Genomic DNA, 14,648 nt, shown 5'->3' on the forward strand with positions numbered 1-14,648 from the left:
GGAGAGGCCGAAATGCGCGCGTAGCGCGGATTTCGGGTGAGGGGCAGTCTCCACAAGGACAACTTGGCCGTGTGGAGAAACCCCTCACCCCAACCCTCTCCCCGTAAGAACGGGGCGAGGGAGACGAAAGAATCTTACTGGAACTGCGCCTTCTTGTAATAGCCGCTGTCGACCAGAACCTTCTCCCAGTTGCTTTTGTCGACGACCACCGGCTTGAGCAGATAGGACGGAACGGTCTTGACGCCGTTCTCGTAGGTCTTGGTGTCGTTGACGGTGACCTGCTTGCCGGCGAGCGCCGCATCGACCATGTCGGCGGTCACCTTGGCGAGATCGCGGGTGTCCTTGAAGATGGTCGAGTACTGGTCACCGCGCAGCATCGCCTTGATCGAGGGCACCTCGGCATCCTGACCGCTGATGATCGGCATCGGCTGATCGGCGCTGCCATAGCCCACGCCCTTCAGCGAGGAGATGATACCGATCGAGAGGCCGTCATAAGGCGACAGCACGGCGTTGACCTTCTTCTTGCCGTAGTAGGCGCTGAGCAGGTTGTCCATGCGGGCCTGCGCAGTGGCGCCGTCCCAACGCAAAGTCGCGACCTTGTCCATGCCCATCTGGCCGGAGGCGACGACGAGCTTGCCACTGTCGATGTACGGCTTCAGCACGCTCATCGCGCCGTTGTAGAAGAAGTAGGCGTTGTTGTCGTCGGGCGAGCCGCCGAACAGCTCGATATTGAACGGACCCTTGCCCTCCTTGAGGCCGAGCCCCTTCTCGATCGATTGCGCCTGGAGCACGCCGACCTGGAAATTGTCGAAGGTGGCGTAATAGTCGACGTTCGGCGTGCCGCGGATCAGGCGGTCATAGGCGATCACGATGATGCCCTTGGCCTTGGCCTGCTTCAGCACGTCGGACAGCGTGGTGCCGTCGATAGCGGCAATCACCAGCGCTTTCGCGCCCTTGGTCACCATGTTCTCGACCTGCGAGAGCTGGTTCGGAATGTCGTCCTCGGCATATTGCAGGTCGGTGTTGTAGCCGCGCTCCTTCAGCGTCTTCACCATGTTGTTGCCGTCGTCGATCCAGCGCGCGGAAGACTTCGTCGGCATGGCGATGCCGACGCTCGCCTTGTCCTGCGCCGAGGCGGTGATGGCCGAAGCCATCGTCGCAGCGCCGGCCAGGGCCAGCGCGAGGAACGTCGTTTTCAGTTTCAGCATATTTCACTCCCTTGGGTGTCAGACTGTGTTTTTAGCTTCGTCGAGAACGTTGGTGGTGGGCTGCTTGCGGCCTCCTATGTGAGCTTGACGTCCGGCTCCGCACGTCCGCGCGCGGATGCCTCGAGCAGAAAAGTGCAGCCGGCTTGCGGATCGGCGGCGCGCGCCGCGCCGTCCATGTCCTGCCAGGCAGATGTGACCAGCAAGCGCGACAGATCTGGTCCGACAAAGGCCGGACAGCTCGCCTGCCGCGCGGGTACGCGCAGCGAGCGCAGGCGCTCACCTTGGGGAGAGTAGACATCGATCCGGCTTCCGCCCCAGCAGGCGTTCCAGATCTGCCCATCGGCATCGCACACCGAGCCATCGAGGCCGCCGGTGCCGGTGTGCCGCAACAGCAGCTCCGCTTCGCCGCGCGGCAGACCGGTCGCGGGATCGAGCCGAACGGAATAGAGCACCGCGCGCGCGGTATCGGCGAAGTAGCCGGTGGCGCCGTCGGGCGAGAAGCAGATCGAGTTGGGGATGGTGATGCCTGGAAACAGCGTCGAGATCTTGCCAGCATGAAGCGCGTAGATCGCCCCCGCCCCCGGCTCGGCCTTGCGCCCCATGGTCCCGATCCAGAACGTGCCGGACTGGTGCACGCGGCAATCGTTCGAGCGCGTGTCGGGATTGTCCGCTTCGAGCGGGAGGAACAGCGTCATCGCGCCATCGGCGAGTGTGCGGATGTAGAGGCCGTCTTCCGCCACGATCAATTGCCGTTCGGCATCGACGCGCCCGAGCGCGCTCGCCATCCGTGCGAGCGCGTGGACGCGAATGCTGCGGCTGCCAAGATGCGCCTCGAACAGCTTGCCCTCGCGGATGTCGAACCACCAGGCGGTATCGGTGGTCAGATCATAGCTCGGCCCTTCGCCGAGATGACACTGTTCGGCGGACAGAACCGCGGTCGGCACCTCTTCGATCATGGCGCCCTCACCGCAAATCGATAGACTGTGCGATGCCGATAGACCTGGCCGGGATCGAGACGCGCGCTCGGGAAATCCGGCCGGTTCGGCGCATTCGGCCAAATGTGCGGCTCCAGGCAGATGGCGTCCGACTGCCGGATCAGCTTGCCACCTTTGCCCGAAATGGTGCCATCCAGATAATTGCCGGAATAGACCTGGAGACCGGGCTGATCGGTGAACAGCTCCATGATCCGCCCGCAGCGTGGCGCTTCCAGGCGCGCCGCGAAAGCAAGCTTGCCGTCACGCCCGAGGCAGTAGGTGTGGTCATAGCCCCTGCCGTTGCGCAATTGCTGATCGTCTTCGCGAATGCGTTCGCCGACCCGCCGCGCATCGCGGAAATCAAACGGCGTGCCGGCCAGCGCGCGCGGCGGCTCCGGGAGCGGAATGGCGGTCGGATCGATCGCGAGAAAATGCTCGGCCGCGACCGTCAGCTTGTGGTCCAGGATGGGCGTGCCTGAGGTCGCGCCTTCCAGATTGAAGAAGCTGTGATTGGTCAGGTTGACGATGGTCGGACGGTCCGTCCGCGCCTCCATGCTGAGCGACAGCTCAGTCGGACCGGTGATGCTATAGGTCAGGCGCACGTCAAGGCGGCCGGGATAGTTTTCCTCGCCATGCGGGCTCGTATAAGTGAGCGTCACCGCCGGCTCCGCACCCTCGTCGATCCCCGCAATCTGCCAGAGCTTGCGGTCGAAGCCATCCAAACCGCCATGCAGCGCATTGGGGCCGTTGTTGACGGCAAGCTGCACCTTCTCGCCATCGAGCGAGAATTGTCCGTTGGCAATACGGTTGGCGTAGCGGCCGACGGTGGCGCCGAAGAATTTTCGTTCGGCGAGATAGCCGGCAAACCCATCGTGGCCGAGCACGACGTCGTCATAGCGTCCCTTTGAATCCGGCGCGATCAGCGCCTGGATCACCGCACCATGGGTGATGATGCGTGCTTCGAACCCGCCCTCCCCGCGCAGCACGATGCGCTCCACGGATCGACCGTCCGGCAGCGTTCCAAAGACGTCTTTTGTTATTTTGGCGCCAGCCATGCCTAGTCCATGAACGGTTCGACGATCGTGCGTTTGCCGAGCAGGAAAGCATCGGCGACGAGACGAAGCGGTGCCAGATCGACATCGCTCGCGCCGGTCGGGGTCAGCTCGACAAAGCGCCGGTACAGCTCGCGATATTCCTGATCGGGCGCCTCGGCAAGCAGTTTCCCCTCGACAGCCATGCGCCGCCCCCCGCCTGACAATAGCATCTGGCCCTGATCGGTTTCCACGACGATATCCCAGCTCTGCGGGCCGGTCTGGCGGAAGTCGAATTCGGCGGTGACCGGCAGGCCGCTGATGTCGGTCAAGGTCAGGTTCGCCGCAATCGGCGCCTGGCGATTGGCGGGAAAGGCAAGCTCGGCCGCGACGACGAACACCGGCCTCGGCAGGATGCGGGTCAGGATCGAGAGCGCGTTGATGCCGGGATCGAACACGCCAAGCCCGCCGGGCTCCCAGATCCAGGCCTGTCCGGGATGCCAGACGCGGACGTCTTCCTTCCAGCTGATGTGCACTGAGGTGATCCGCCGCGCCGCGAGCCATTCGCGCGCCGGCTCGACCGCCGGCGCATAGCGCGAATGCCAGGTCGCAAACAATGTGCGTTTCGCATCAGCCGCCATCGCGATCAGCGGATCGAGCTCGGCAACGCCGGTGCCGGGCGGCTTCTCCAGCATCACATGCTTGCCGGCCTTGAGCGCAGCGGCGGCCTGCGCGCGACGCACCTGCGGAGGGGTGCAGAGCGAGACCGCGTCGATCGGCGGCCCCTTCTCCAGCAGTTCCTCGATGGTCGCAAAATGCGGCAGCCCCGGCAATTCGGCGTTGCGGCTTGCGACCGCAGCGAGCGTCGCGCCCGGCGTCGCGGCGATCGCACCGACATGCTGGTCGCGCGCGATCTTGCCGAAGCCGACGATGGCGATGCGAAGTTCAGTCACGCTTGTTCTCCAGTCCCGGCGGATGGCAGAGCGTCGGCCGGCGCGGTCTCGACCACGCTGCCGTCGTGGCGACGCATACCATTGTGAATGACATATACCATCGCCTCCGATGCCGTCCCGGCATCGGAGGCGACAATCGCATCAACGATCTTCTGATGCCAGAGCAACACGGTGTCGCGGTCTTCCGGCTCGACCGGCGCGCTGAGCAGAAACGACGCGCGCAAGGCGGCCTCGATGACGTGGCCAATCGAGCGCATGAACAAATTTCCGGACGCGCGCGCCACCGCGACATGAAGCGCGAGATCTGCATCGGCAAAGCTGGCGGAATCGGAGGCGTCAAGCCGCATGCGATCCATGCAGCGACGGAGTTCAGAGATGTCCTGCTGCGATCGCCGCGCGGCCGCCAGCACCGCGGCCCGCGGCTCGACCGCGAGGCGGATCTCGGCAAGGTCGTTGAGGAAGCGCTTGTCGATGCCGGCGTCGAGATGCCAGGCCAGCACGTCGGCGTCGAACATGTTCCAGGCGGTCCGCTCGCGCACGACGGTCCCGACCCGGGCCTTGGTGGTGAGGAGGCCCTTGGCGACCAACGTCTTCACGCTCTCCCGCAGCACCGGACGCGACACGCCAAACATCGCGGTCAGTTCGGCATCGCCCGGCAGCCGCGTCTCTTCGGCATAGCGCCCGGCGATGATGTCGACGCCGATCGAGCGGGCGACTTCCGCGTGGTTGGAATGGGCCCGCCGGGTCGGGATGACGAGGATGCGCGAGGTCATGAGGCCGCTCCCGCGCTCTTCGCCATCGGGCGGCGCGCAAGCGCGACCAGCGCCTGCTGCAACGCGATGAAGGCGAACAACAGCACGCCCGTCGCGATCTTGGTCCACCAGCTCGACAGCGTGCCGTCGAAATTGATGTAGGTCTGGATCATTCCCTGGATCAGCACGCCGAGGAAGGTGCCGATCACCGAGCCCTGGCCGCCCGTAAGCAGCGTACCGCCGATCACGACGGCAGCGATGCTGTCGAGCTCGACGCCGACCGCGGAGAGCGAGTAGCCGGCGCTGGTGTAGAAGGAGAACACGATCCCGGCGATCCCCGCGAGCAGGCTCGACAGCATGTAGATCTTCACCGTCATCTTGCCCACGGCGACGCCCATCAGGCCGGCGGTCGCCCGGCCGCCGCCCAGTGCGTAGACATTGGCACCGAACCGGGTGAAACGCAGCAGCAGAACGCCGCCGACCACGATCACGAGCATGATGATCGCGATCGCCGTCAGCCGCCCGCCGCCCGGCATTCGCAAGGCAAAGTCGGACACGGTCGAATAGACCGGCGCGGTGATCGGCACCGATTCCGTCGAGAGCAGGAAGCTCGCGCCGCGGGCCAGGAACATGCCGGCGAGCGTCACGATGAAAGGCGGCAGGTCGAAGACATGGATGATGGCGCCCATCCCCGCTCCGAAGCCCGCCGAGAGCACGAGGATGGCCACGAAAGCGACCGGCGGCGGCACGCCCCAGCGCTCGATCGCCAGCGCCACAAACACAGTGGTGAAGCCGATCACCGAGCCGACCGAGAGGTCGATGCCGCCGGAGATGATGACGAAGGTCATGCCGGTCGCGACGATGCCGAGGAAGGCGTTGTCGGTGAGGAGATTGCCGACCACGCGCGTCGAGGCGATGTTGGGGAACTGCGCCGCGCACAGCGCGAAGCCGAGGACCAGCACGATGGCCGTGATCAGGACGGGCGGCAGGCCTTTCATTTCTTTGGCCTCCACAGCCGCGCCATCAACCCCGAGAAGCCCGCGAGCTTCGGTGATTGCAGCAGCAGCACCGCAAGCACAACCACGGCCTTGACCAGCAAATTGAACTCCGGCGGATAGCCCGACAGCAGAATGCCGGTGTTCATGGTCTGGATGATCAGCGCGCCGAGCACGGCGAGCACGAGGCTGAAGCGGCCGCCGAACAGCGAGGTGCCGCCGATCACCACGGCGAGGATGGCGTCGAGCTCGAGCCAGAGGCCGGCATTGTTGGCATCCGCTCCCATGATGTCGGCCGCCGCGATCACGCCGGCAAGCGCCGCACACACGCCGCACCAGACATAGACCGCCAGGATCATCGCGCGCGTGCCGACGCCGGCAAGCTCGCTTGCCCGCGCATTGCCTCCGGTTGCCTCGATCAGGAGCCCGAGCGCCGAGCCGCGCACCACCGCGCCCGTGAGGATCAGCATGCCGAGCGCAATCGCGATTGGCACAGGCAGGCCGAGGATGGAGCCGTTGCCGAGCCAGACCAGGTCGGGCGAGGAGAAGGTGACGATACGCCCTTCGGTGATGAGCTGGGCGATGCCGCGCCCCGCCACCATCAGGATCAGCGTCGCCACGATCGGCTGCATGCCGAGAATGCCGACGAGAAAGCCATTCCAGAGCCCGCAGACGAGCCCGGCGCCGAGCGCCGCCGCCAGCACCACCGGCAGGCCATGGCTGTCGGCGAGGCTCGCCGCGATCGCGCCCGAGATCGCCATCACCGCGCCGACGGACAGATCGATACCGCGCGTCGCGATCACTAGCACCATGCCGAGCGAGAGCAGCGCCACCGGCGTGCCGCGGTTGAGCACGTCGATCAGGCTGCCGAACAGGCGGCCATCCTGAAGGCGCAGGTCGAAGAACTGCGGCGACACCACGCGGTCGACCGCCAGGATGACGATCAGCGCAAGAATCTGGGCGAGGCCGCGGCGCGGCAACAGCGCTGTCATGCCCGCCCCTCATGTGCCGTCGCGGCGCCGTCGGCGGCGATGGCCGCGAGAATGTTGGTGACGTCGATGGCCTCGCCCGTGAGTTCCTCGACATGGGCGCGATCGCGCAGCACCACGACGCGATCGGAGTAGGTCACGATCTCGTCGAGCTCGGAGGAGATCACGAGCAGCGCCAGCCCGTCATCGCAAAGCTCGCGGATCAGCCGGATGATCTCGGCATGCGCGCCGACATCGATGCCGCGGGTCGGCTCGTCCAGCACCAGCAGCCGCGGCGAGGTCGCGAGCCAGCGCGCGAGCAGCACTTTCTGCTGATTGCCACCGGATAGCAGCCCCACAGGACGCTCCGGATCGGGCGGACGGATGTCGAGCATCTTGACGTAACGCCGCGCGATCTCGTCCTGCTCACGACGCGACAGCGGCAGATAGAGGCCGCGCTTGGCCTGCAGCGCGAGCACGATGTTCTCGCGCACGGTGAGCTCGGCGACGATGCCGTCGGTCTTGCGCTCCTCCGGGCAATAGCCAAAGCCGTGGCGCACCCCGTCGCGCGGCGACTGCAGCCGCACGGCAGTGCCCTCCACTTTCGCCTGCCCGTGGTCGGCGCGCTCGGCCCCGAACACCAGCCGTGCCGTCTCGGTCCGGCCAGACCCGAGCAGGCCGGCGAGCGCGACGACCTCGCCGTGGCGAAGCTCGAGATTGAACGGTGCGACATAGCCGGCCTTGCCGTAGCCTTCGAAGCTCGCGCAGACCTCGCCGGTCTGACGCTCGCGTGTGGCCGCGCGTGCGCTGGCGGTCTCGGCAAGCTCGCGGCCAAGCATCATCCGGATCAGCTCGATCCGCGGCAGCGAGGCGGTCTCGCGCTCGCCGACCAGCCGGCCGTTGCGCAGCACGGTGATGCGGTCGGAGACCTCGTAGACCTGGTCGAGGAAATGGCTGACGAAGACGATGCCGATGCCGCGCGCGGCAAGCTGACGCATGATGCCGAAGAGTATCTCGACCTCGTGCCGGTCGAGGCTCGCGGTCGGCTCGTCGAGGATCAGCACGCGCGCGGAGAGATCGACGGCGCGCGCGATCGCGGTGACATGCTGGATCGCCACCGAATAATTGCCGAGCGGCGCGGCGACGTCGATGTCGAGCCCGAATTCGGCAAGCAGCAGTTTCGCGCGACGGCGCATCTCGGCTTCGCGCACGATGCCGAGGCGCATCGGCTGCCGGTCGAGGAACAGGTTTTGCGCCACCGAGAGGTTCGGCAGCAGATTGACTTCCTGGTAGACGGTGGCAATGCCGGCCTCAAGCGCAGCCTTGGCCGAACGCGGCGCGACCTCGTCACCGCCCAGCCGGATGATTCCGGCATCGCGCGGGAATACGCCGGTCACGACCTTGATCAGCGTGGACTTGCCGGCGCCGTTCTCGCCCAGCAACGCATGGATCTCGCCGGCACGCAGCGTGAAGTCGACCTCCTGCAACGCACGGACCGCACCAAAGCTCTTGCTGATCCCGCGCACTTCCAGGAGCTGCGGAGCAGGATCGAGGCTGTTCCCCATCGCGAAATCACTCCCAACGGCGCCCGCGAACCGCGCGGACGCCCAACCCATTCGTTTGCGCAGCGGTTACGGAAGGGAGCGCCGCCGGACCACCGCCGACGGCGCAATTCCCCGCCTCAGTAACCGAGGCCCTTTTTGCTGTCATACACCTTCTGCGGGTCGTCGGCAGCCGTGTAGAGCTTGGACTCGGTCTGGATCCACTTCGGCGGAACGGTGCCCTTGTCCTTGAAGGCCGCGATGGCATCGAGCGCCGGGCCTGCCATGTTCGGCGTCAGCTCGACCGTCGCATTGGCTTCGCCCGCGGCGATCGCCTTGAAGATATCCGGGACCGCGTCGATCGAGACGGTGAGGATGTCCTTGCCGGGCTTGAGGCCCGCTTCCTTCATCGCCTGGATGGCGCCGACCATCATGTCGTCATTATGCGCGTAGACCGCACAGATCGACTTGCCGCCGCCTTCGGCCTTGATGAAGCTCTCCATCACTTCCTTGCCCTTGGCGCGGGTGAAGTCGCCGGTCTGGCTGCGCACCACTTTCAGGTTGGGATGCTTGGCAACCGCAGTGTCGAAGCCCTTCTTGCGGTTGGCAGCGACGCTGGCGCCGACCGTGCCCTGCAATTCGACGATGTTGCAGGCTTTCGCGCCGACGGTCTTCGCCAGCCAGTCGCCGGCGACCTCGCCTTCGTGCACGCTGTCGGAGGTGACCGCGGTGAGGTAGAGGTCCTTGCCGGAGGGATCGATGTCGCGGTCGAGCAGCACGACCGGGATCTTGGCTTCCTTGGCTTCCTTCAGCACCGAATCCCAGCCGGTCGAGACGACGGGCGCGAGAAAGATCGCATCGACGTTTTGCGCGATGAAGGAGCGGATCGCCTTGATCTGGTTCTCCTGCTTCTGCTGCGCGTCGGCGATCTTGAGATTGACCTTTCGCTTGGTGGCTTCCTGCTTGGAGACCGAGGTCTCGGCGGCGCGCCAGCCGGATTCCGATCCGATCTGCGAAAAGCCGATGGTGAGCTCGGCGGCATGTGCCGGCAGCGCGATCAGCAACGCGGCCGTGGCGCTGGCCGCAAAAAGGGCTTTGAGGGTCATCAGGCGTATCTCCCAAGAATGTTATCCGGGGCGCCGCTCGGTAGCATGACACCCTCAGGCCGGCGTTAAGCCAGCGGGCGGGACTATTTCACGGAAGATTGGTTCCGTATAGTCATATTATTTGACTATTTGCGCGGGGTTGACGGACGGACGTTCGACCCCTGACCCGGATCTGGGGCGCCAGTTCCGGTCTGTCCCCGCAAGCGGGGAGAGCGAAATGCTAGATCAACTTCCGCTGCGCCAGGTTCTTCATCAATGCGCCGATGCCGAAGGTCCAGGGTTCGCACTCGTCGCTGCCGCGCATGCGGTTGACGAGCTTGCCGAGCTGGGGTGCTGCGATCGTGACGATGTCGTCGCGCTTGTGGGTGAAGCCCTGCCCCGGCGCGTCGCGATCCTTCACGGGTGCGAACATGGTGCCGAGGAAGAGCACGAAACCGTCGGGATATTGATGCACGGGCCCGATCGTCTGTGCGACGAGATCGGTGGGATCGCGGCTGATCTTGCTGATCGAGGAATGGCCGTCGAGGACAAAACCGTCCGTGCCCTTCACGTTCAGGCTGATGTCGAGCTTGCGCGCGTCGTCGAGCGTGAAGGTGTCGTCGAACAGGCGCAGCAGCGGACCGATCGCGCAGGAGGCGTTGTTGTCCTTGGCCTTGGACAGCAGCAGCGCCGAACGGCCCTCGAAGTCGCGCAAATTGACGTCGTTGCCGAGCGCGCCGCCGACGATCTTGCCGCGGCTGGAGACGAACAGCACGAGCTCGGGTTCCGGATTATTCCAAGTCGATTTCGGATGCAGGCCGGCATCCATGCCGGTGCCGACCGAGGACAGCGTCGGCGCCTTGGTGAAGACCTCCGCATCGGGGCCGATGCCGACTTCGAGGTACTGGCTCCAGGCGTTCTGATCGATCAGCACCTGCTTGAGGTGCATGGCCTGGTCCGAGCCCGGCTTGAGCTTTGACAGATCGTCGCCGATCAGCCGCGTCACTTCTTTCCGGATCGCCTCGGCCGATGTCGGATTGCCCTTGGCCCGCTCCTCGATCACGCGTTCCAGCATGGAGATGGCGAAGGTGACGCCGGCGGCCTTCAGGGTCTGGAGATCGACCGGCGCAAGCAACCATGGCTTTTTCGGATCGCGCTGATCGGGTGCCGTGTTGGCGACGATGCCGTCGAGATCGCCGATGCGCTCGCCCCTGGTCGCGGCAAGCGCCTTGGCGGGATTCTCCTCCTCGCACAATGCACTGATCGTCGGGAATTTTGCGGTGACGTCAAAGACGCCGTCGGCGCGAACGGCAACGACGGCCGGGCCGCTCGCCTGCGGCAGCCAGACGCGGCCTGCCAGTGTTCCCCGCGTTCCGTCCTCGGGAAGAAGATCCTTGGCACTCAGTGTGATCATGGCCGCGTCCTCGCTTTTTTGTTGGCGAAGACCAATAAACGTCTGGCTCCGGAAGTCCAGAGCGGCAACCCTGCCTCGCAGCTATGCCCCTGCCCGGGCCTTTCGGGCCGCGATCTGCTGAAGCGCCCAGCGCGCGTTCTTGCGCACGTCGGGATCTGGATCGTCGGCGATCACGGCCAGGAACGCCTCGCCGTCGGGATGGGCAATCTCGCCGAGCGCGGCCGCCGCCTCTTTGCGCAAATTGGCCTGGTCGTGAGTGATGCAATTTCCGATCGGGCGCACCGCGCGCTCGATCTTCATGCGGCCGAGGCTGCGGATCACCTTCAGCCGCACCTGCCAGAACTCGTCGGCAAGACACGCCACGAGTTGGTCGGCGGCGAGCGTACCGTTGCTGTTGAGGCCCAGCGTCTCCGCCGCCATCTCGCGGACCATCCAGTCGCTGTCCTTTAGCGCGCGCGTGATCGTCTCCGCGGCAGGCTTCAGCTGCGAGAAGGCCAGCGCGCTCACGGCGGCGCGGCGCACATGCGCGTCGGGGTCGTTGATCAGCGCGGTCAGCGCGGGAATGGATTCTTCCAGCTTCAGGAAGCCGATCACGCCGATCGCCTGCACGCGCACGGCAGCATCGGAATCCTGGAGTGCTTCCAGCGCCGGCTTCAGCGTGTCCTTGCAGCGCAGCTCCTTCAGCGCGCGCAGCGCGCCCATGCGAACAAATGCGTGGGCGTGCTTGACCAACGGCAGGATGATCTCGGCGCAGGCGGGATCCTTGAACTCGGCCATGCTGTCGGCCGCGGCCGATGCCACGATCCTTTCGGGATCGACCAGCAGCTTCACCAGCGCACTCGCGGCCTCCGGCCCGTCGAACTCGCCGAGCGCCATCGCGACCTGCTGGCGCACGCCGGCATCGGGATCCGCCACCATTTTGGCAAGGTGCGCGACTGCGGCCGGATCGCCGGAATGGCCGAGCGCGATGATCGCCACGCGGCGTTCGGCGGGATCGGCGGCCTGGAGCCGCTCGTCAGCGTCTTCGAGGTCGTCATAGGATTCGAACGGGCTCGACATGACTACCTCAGGAGATAGGGAATATTGACGGTGACGGCGCCGGTCGGGCAATCGGCCTCGCACGGCATGCAGTACCAGCACTCGTCATAGGCCATATAGGCCTTGCCGGTCATGTCGCTGATGCGCAGCACGTCGAGCGGACAGACCTCGACGCACACGGTGCAGCCCTTGTCAGCGATGCATTTGGCGTCGTCGACGACCACCGGGACCGATGTCTGATAGGACGCGAGAGGCATTGGATGTCTCCTGTTGCTATGGTGCGGTGGATCAGGCGGTGGCGCGAATGCGCTGCTTGTCGTAGAGGTCCTTCTCGTCGTCCGCGATCGGGACGACATAGGGCTCCACGGCGCGCTTCTCGCTGGTCATCTTGCCGTCTCGCTTGCTTAGCAGGGTGTGGCAGAACCAGTTCTCGTTGTCCTTCTCCGGAAAATCCGTGCGCCAGTGATAGAGGCCCCAGCGGCTTTCCTCGCGATAGAGCGAGGCATGCACGGCCATGTCGGCGCAATCCATGATCGACTGCACTTCGAGGGCGCGGAGCAGTTCGTGCGCGTTGCGCGCGATCATGTGCTCCTGCATGTCCTCGCGCGCCTCGGCAAGGCGGCGCATGCCGAGCTCGTATTTGCGCGTCACCTTCGGCGGCTGGAGATAGTCGTTCACCAGGCGCCGCGTCTTGTATTCAAGCTGGTTCGGCGGAATGCCGTCCTCGCGCTTGGTCGGCGCCATCACGCGGTCGCGTTCCACGGCGACATCGGCGGCATCGAACTCCGCAAAATCGTGGTTGTCAGCGAACTCCATCGCGTCGACGCCGGCAACCGAGCCGTTGGTAAAGGCACCCAGCATGTAATTGTGCGGCACGCTCGCCATGTCGCCGGCGGCGTAGAGGCCGGGCACCGTGGTGCGGGCATTGTCGTCGACGAACACGCCCGAGGCGCTGTGGCCGGAGCAGAAGCCGATCTCGGAGATATGCATCTCGATCGACTCGTTGCGGTAGTCGACCCCGCGCCCCTGCTGGAACAAGCCGCGTGTCGGCCGCTCCACCTTGTGCAGCGTGGTTTCGATTTCCGAGATGGTGTCGGGATGAAGATGCTTGAGCTGGAGGAACACGGGGCCCTTGCCGGACAACAGCTCGTTGTAGAACTCCAGCATCATCTGGCCGGACCAATAGTCGCATTCGATGAAGCGCGACCCCTCGTTGTTGGCGGTAAAGGCGCCGAACGGACCGGCCACGTAAGCGCAAGCCGGACCGTTATAGTCCTTGATCAGCGGATTGATCTGGTAGCATTCGAGGTTCGCGAGCGCGGCCCCCGCGTGATACGCCATCGCATAGCCGTCACCGGAATTCGCGGCGTTCTCGTAGGTTCCGAACATGTAGCCGGAGGTTGGCAAGCCAAGACGGCCGGCGGCGCCCATGCAGAGGATCACGGCCTTGGCCTTGATGACGAGAATTTCGGCCGTGCGGGTGTTCACAGAGATCGCGCCGGCGATGCGGCCATCGGCGGATTTGAGCAGCCGCGTTGCCATGTAGCGATTCGAGATCAGGATGCGGGCACGGCGGAGCTGGCGGTACAGCGCCTTCTTCACGGTCTCGCCGTTCGGCATCGGCAGAACGTAGGTGCCGATATGGTGCACCTTCTTGACGGCGTAATCGCCGTTCTCGTTCTTCAGGAAGCGGATGCCGAAACTGTCGAGCTCCTCGATGATTTTGTAGCAATTCTGGGCGTATTTATAGACCGCCTTCTGATCGACGATGCCGTCATTGGCGATGGTGATTTCCTTGGTGTACTGCTCCGGCGTGGCGTAGCCGGGGATGACGGCGTTGTTGAGCCCGTCCATGCCCATCGAGATCGCGCCGGAACGCTTGACGTTGGCCTTTTCGAGCAGGACGACATTGGCCTTCGGGTTCTTCAGCTTCGCCTTCAGCGCCGCCATCGGACCCGCGGTGCCGCCACCGATCACCAGCACATCGCAGGAAACCTCCGAAAGTCCGTCGACGATCTGATCTAGTGCCATCGCTTGCTCCTGGTTCGCCGGCAGGTCCGGCGCCTTTGCATCAGATTTGTTCAGGTGAGTTGCCGGCGATAGCAATTAGTTGTCGCCGGGATGCGATTTGCGCCTCAGCGCTCGACGAAGGCTTTTTCGATCACGAAATGGCCGGGTTTGCTGTGGTTACCCTCGACAAAGCCCCGCGCGGACAACATCGCGGGAAGCTCCTCGAGCATCGCCGGGCTGCCGCACAGCATGATGCGGTCGGTGTCGATATCGAGGCCGGATTGGCCGATATCGTCGAACATCTGGTTGGATGCGATCAGGTCGGTGATGCGGCCGCGGTTCTTGAACGGCTCGCGGGTCACGGTCGGGTAGTAGACGAGCTTGTCGCGGATCAAGGGTCCGAAGAATTCGTGATTGCGCAGCCCGTCGACCAGGTGCTCGCCATAGGCAAGCTCCGAGATCTGACGGCAGCCATGGGCCAGCACGATGGTCTCGTAGTTCTCGTAGACGTCGGGGTCCTTGACCAGGCTGGCGAACGGCGCAAGCCCGGTCCCGGTCGACAGCAGCAGGAGACGCTTGCCCGGAATGAGGTTGCCGGTGATCAGCGTACCCGTGGCCTTGCGGCCGACCAGGATGATGTCGCCTTCCCTGATCTTCTGCAGCCGCGACGTGAGCGGGC

At 65.0% G+C, this 14,648-nt stretch carries 14 protein-coding genes; all 14 read right to left on the reverse strand.

Annotation, left to right across the window (positions count from 1 at the left end; all coding sequences use genetic code 11):
- Positions 1-134: 134 nt before the first annotated feature.
- Positions 135-1,208: a multiple monosaccharide ABC transporter substrate-binding protein gene (gene chvE, locus AC0L2O_RS31605; protein WP_369724946.1), complete on the reverse strand. Its 1,074-nt coding sequence runs from the start codon at positions 1,206-1,208 to the stop codon at positions 135-137.
- 74 nt (positions 1,209-1,282) lie between these two features.
- A complete protein-coding gene (locus AC0L2O_RS31610) occupies positions 1,283-2,164 on the reverse strand; it encodes an SMP-30/gluconolactonase/LRE family protein (protein ID WP_473372518.1) in 882 nt (293 codons plus the stop codon).
- On the reverse strand, positions 2,161-3,237 hold the full coding sequence (locus AC0L2O_RS31615; protein ID WP_473372519.1) for an aldose epimerase family protein: 1,077 nt from the start codon (positions 3,235-3,237) through the stop codon (positions 2,161-2,163). The genes AC0L2O_RS31610 and AC0L2O_RS31615 overlap by 4 nt, the downstream gene beginning before the upstream one ends.
- A gap of 2 nt (positions 3,238-3,239) precedes the next feature.
- Positions 3,240-4,166: a Gfo/Idh/MocA family protein gene (locus AC0L2O_RS31620; protein ID WP_473372520.1), complete on the reverse strand. Its 927-nt coding sequence runs from the start codon at positions 4,164-4,166 to the stop codon at positions 3,240-3,242.
- Positions 4,163-4,939: a FadR/GntR family transcriptional regulator gene (locus tag AC0L2O_RS31625; protein ID WP_473372521.1), complete on the reverse strand. Its 777-nt coding sequence runs from the start codon at positions 4,937-4,939 to the stop codon at positions 4,163-4,165. Before AC0L2O_RS31625 ends, AC0L2O_RS31620 begins: the two co-directional genes overlap by 4 nt.
- Entirely contained in the window at positions 4,936-5,916 is a 981-nt protein-coding gene (gene yjfF / locus AC0L2O_RS31630) for a galactofuranose ABC transporter, permease protein YjfF (protein ID WP_473372522.1), read from the reverse strand. Before yjfF ends, AC0L2O_RS31625 begins: the two co-directional genes overlap by 4 nt.
- Positions 5,913-6,905: an ABC transporter permease gene (locus tag AC0L2O_RS31635; RefSeq protein ID WP_473372523.1), complete on the reverse strand. Its 993-nt coding sequence runs from the start codon at positions 6,903-6,905 to the stop codon at positions 5,913-5,915. The genes yjfF and AC0L2O_RS31635 overlap by 4 nt, the downstream gene beginning before the upstream one ends.
- Positions 6,902-8,446, reverse strand: a complete 1,545-nt coding sequence (locus AC0L2O_RS31640) for a sugar ABC transporter ATP-binding protein (protein ID WP_473372524.1) — start codon at positions 8,444-8,446, stop codon at positions 6,902-6,904. The genes AC0L2O_RS31635 and AC0L2O_RS31640 overlap by 4 nt, the downstream gene beginning before the upstream one ends.
- 116 nt (positions 8,447-8,562) lie before the next feature.
- Complete coding sequence (gene ytfQ, locus AC0L2O_RS31645) at positions 8,563-9,528, reverse strand: galactofuranose ABC transporter, galactofuranose-binding protein YtfQ (protein ID WP_369724962.1); 966 nt, start codon at positions 9,526-9,528, stop codon at positions 8,563-8,565.
- A gap of 220 nt (positions 9,529-9,748) precedes the next feature.
- Complete coding sequence (locus AC0L2O_RS31650) at positions 9,749-10,921, reverse strand: fumarylacetoacetate hydrolase family protein (protein WP_409189412.1); 1,173 nt, start codon at positions 10,919-10,921, stop codon at positions 9,749-9,751.
- An 81-nt stretch (positions 10,922-11,002) separates the two neighbouring features.
- Positions 11,003-11,980 (reverse strand): HEAT repeat domain-containing protein, encoded by a 978-nt coding sequence (locus AC0L2O_RS31655; RefSeq protein WP_473372525.1) that lies wholly within the window; start codon positions 11,978-11,980, stop codon positions 11,003-11,005.
- Between the two features lie 2 nt (positions 11,981-11,982).
- The gene (locus tag AC0L2O_RS31660; protein WP_369724968.1) at positions 11,983-12,216 is read right to left on the reverse strand and encodes a 4Fe-4S dicluster domain-containing protein; all 234 of its coding nucleotides are present in this window, start codon (positions 12,214-12,216) and stop codon (positions 11,983-11,985) included.
- A gap of 31 nt (positions 12,217-12,247) precedes the next feature.
- Positions 12,248-13,990, reverse strand: coding sequence for a fumarate reductase/succinate dehydrogenase flavoprotein subunit (locus tag AC0L2O_RS31665; RefSeq protein ID WP_473372526.1), 1,743 nt, complete (start codon positions 13,988-13,990; stop codon positions 12,248-12,250).
- 104 nt (positions 13,991-14,094) lie between these two features.
- Positions 14,095-14,648, reverse strand: a 554-nt coding sequence (locus AC0L2O_RS31670; RefSeq protein ID WP_473372527.1) for a ferredoxin reductase domain-containing protein, incomplete at its 5' end; no start/stop codon positions are given.

Source organism: Bradyrhizobium sp. Kon10, assembly GCF_055807395.1.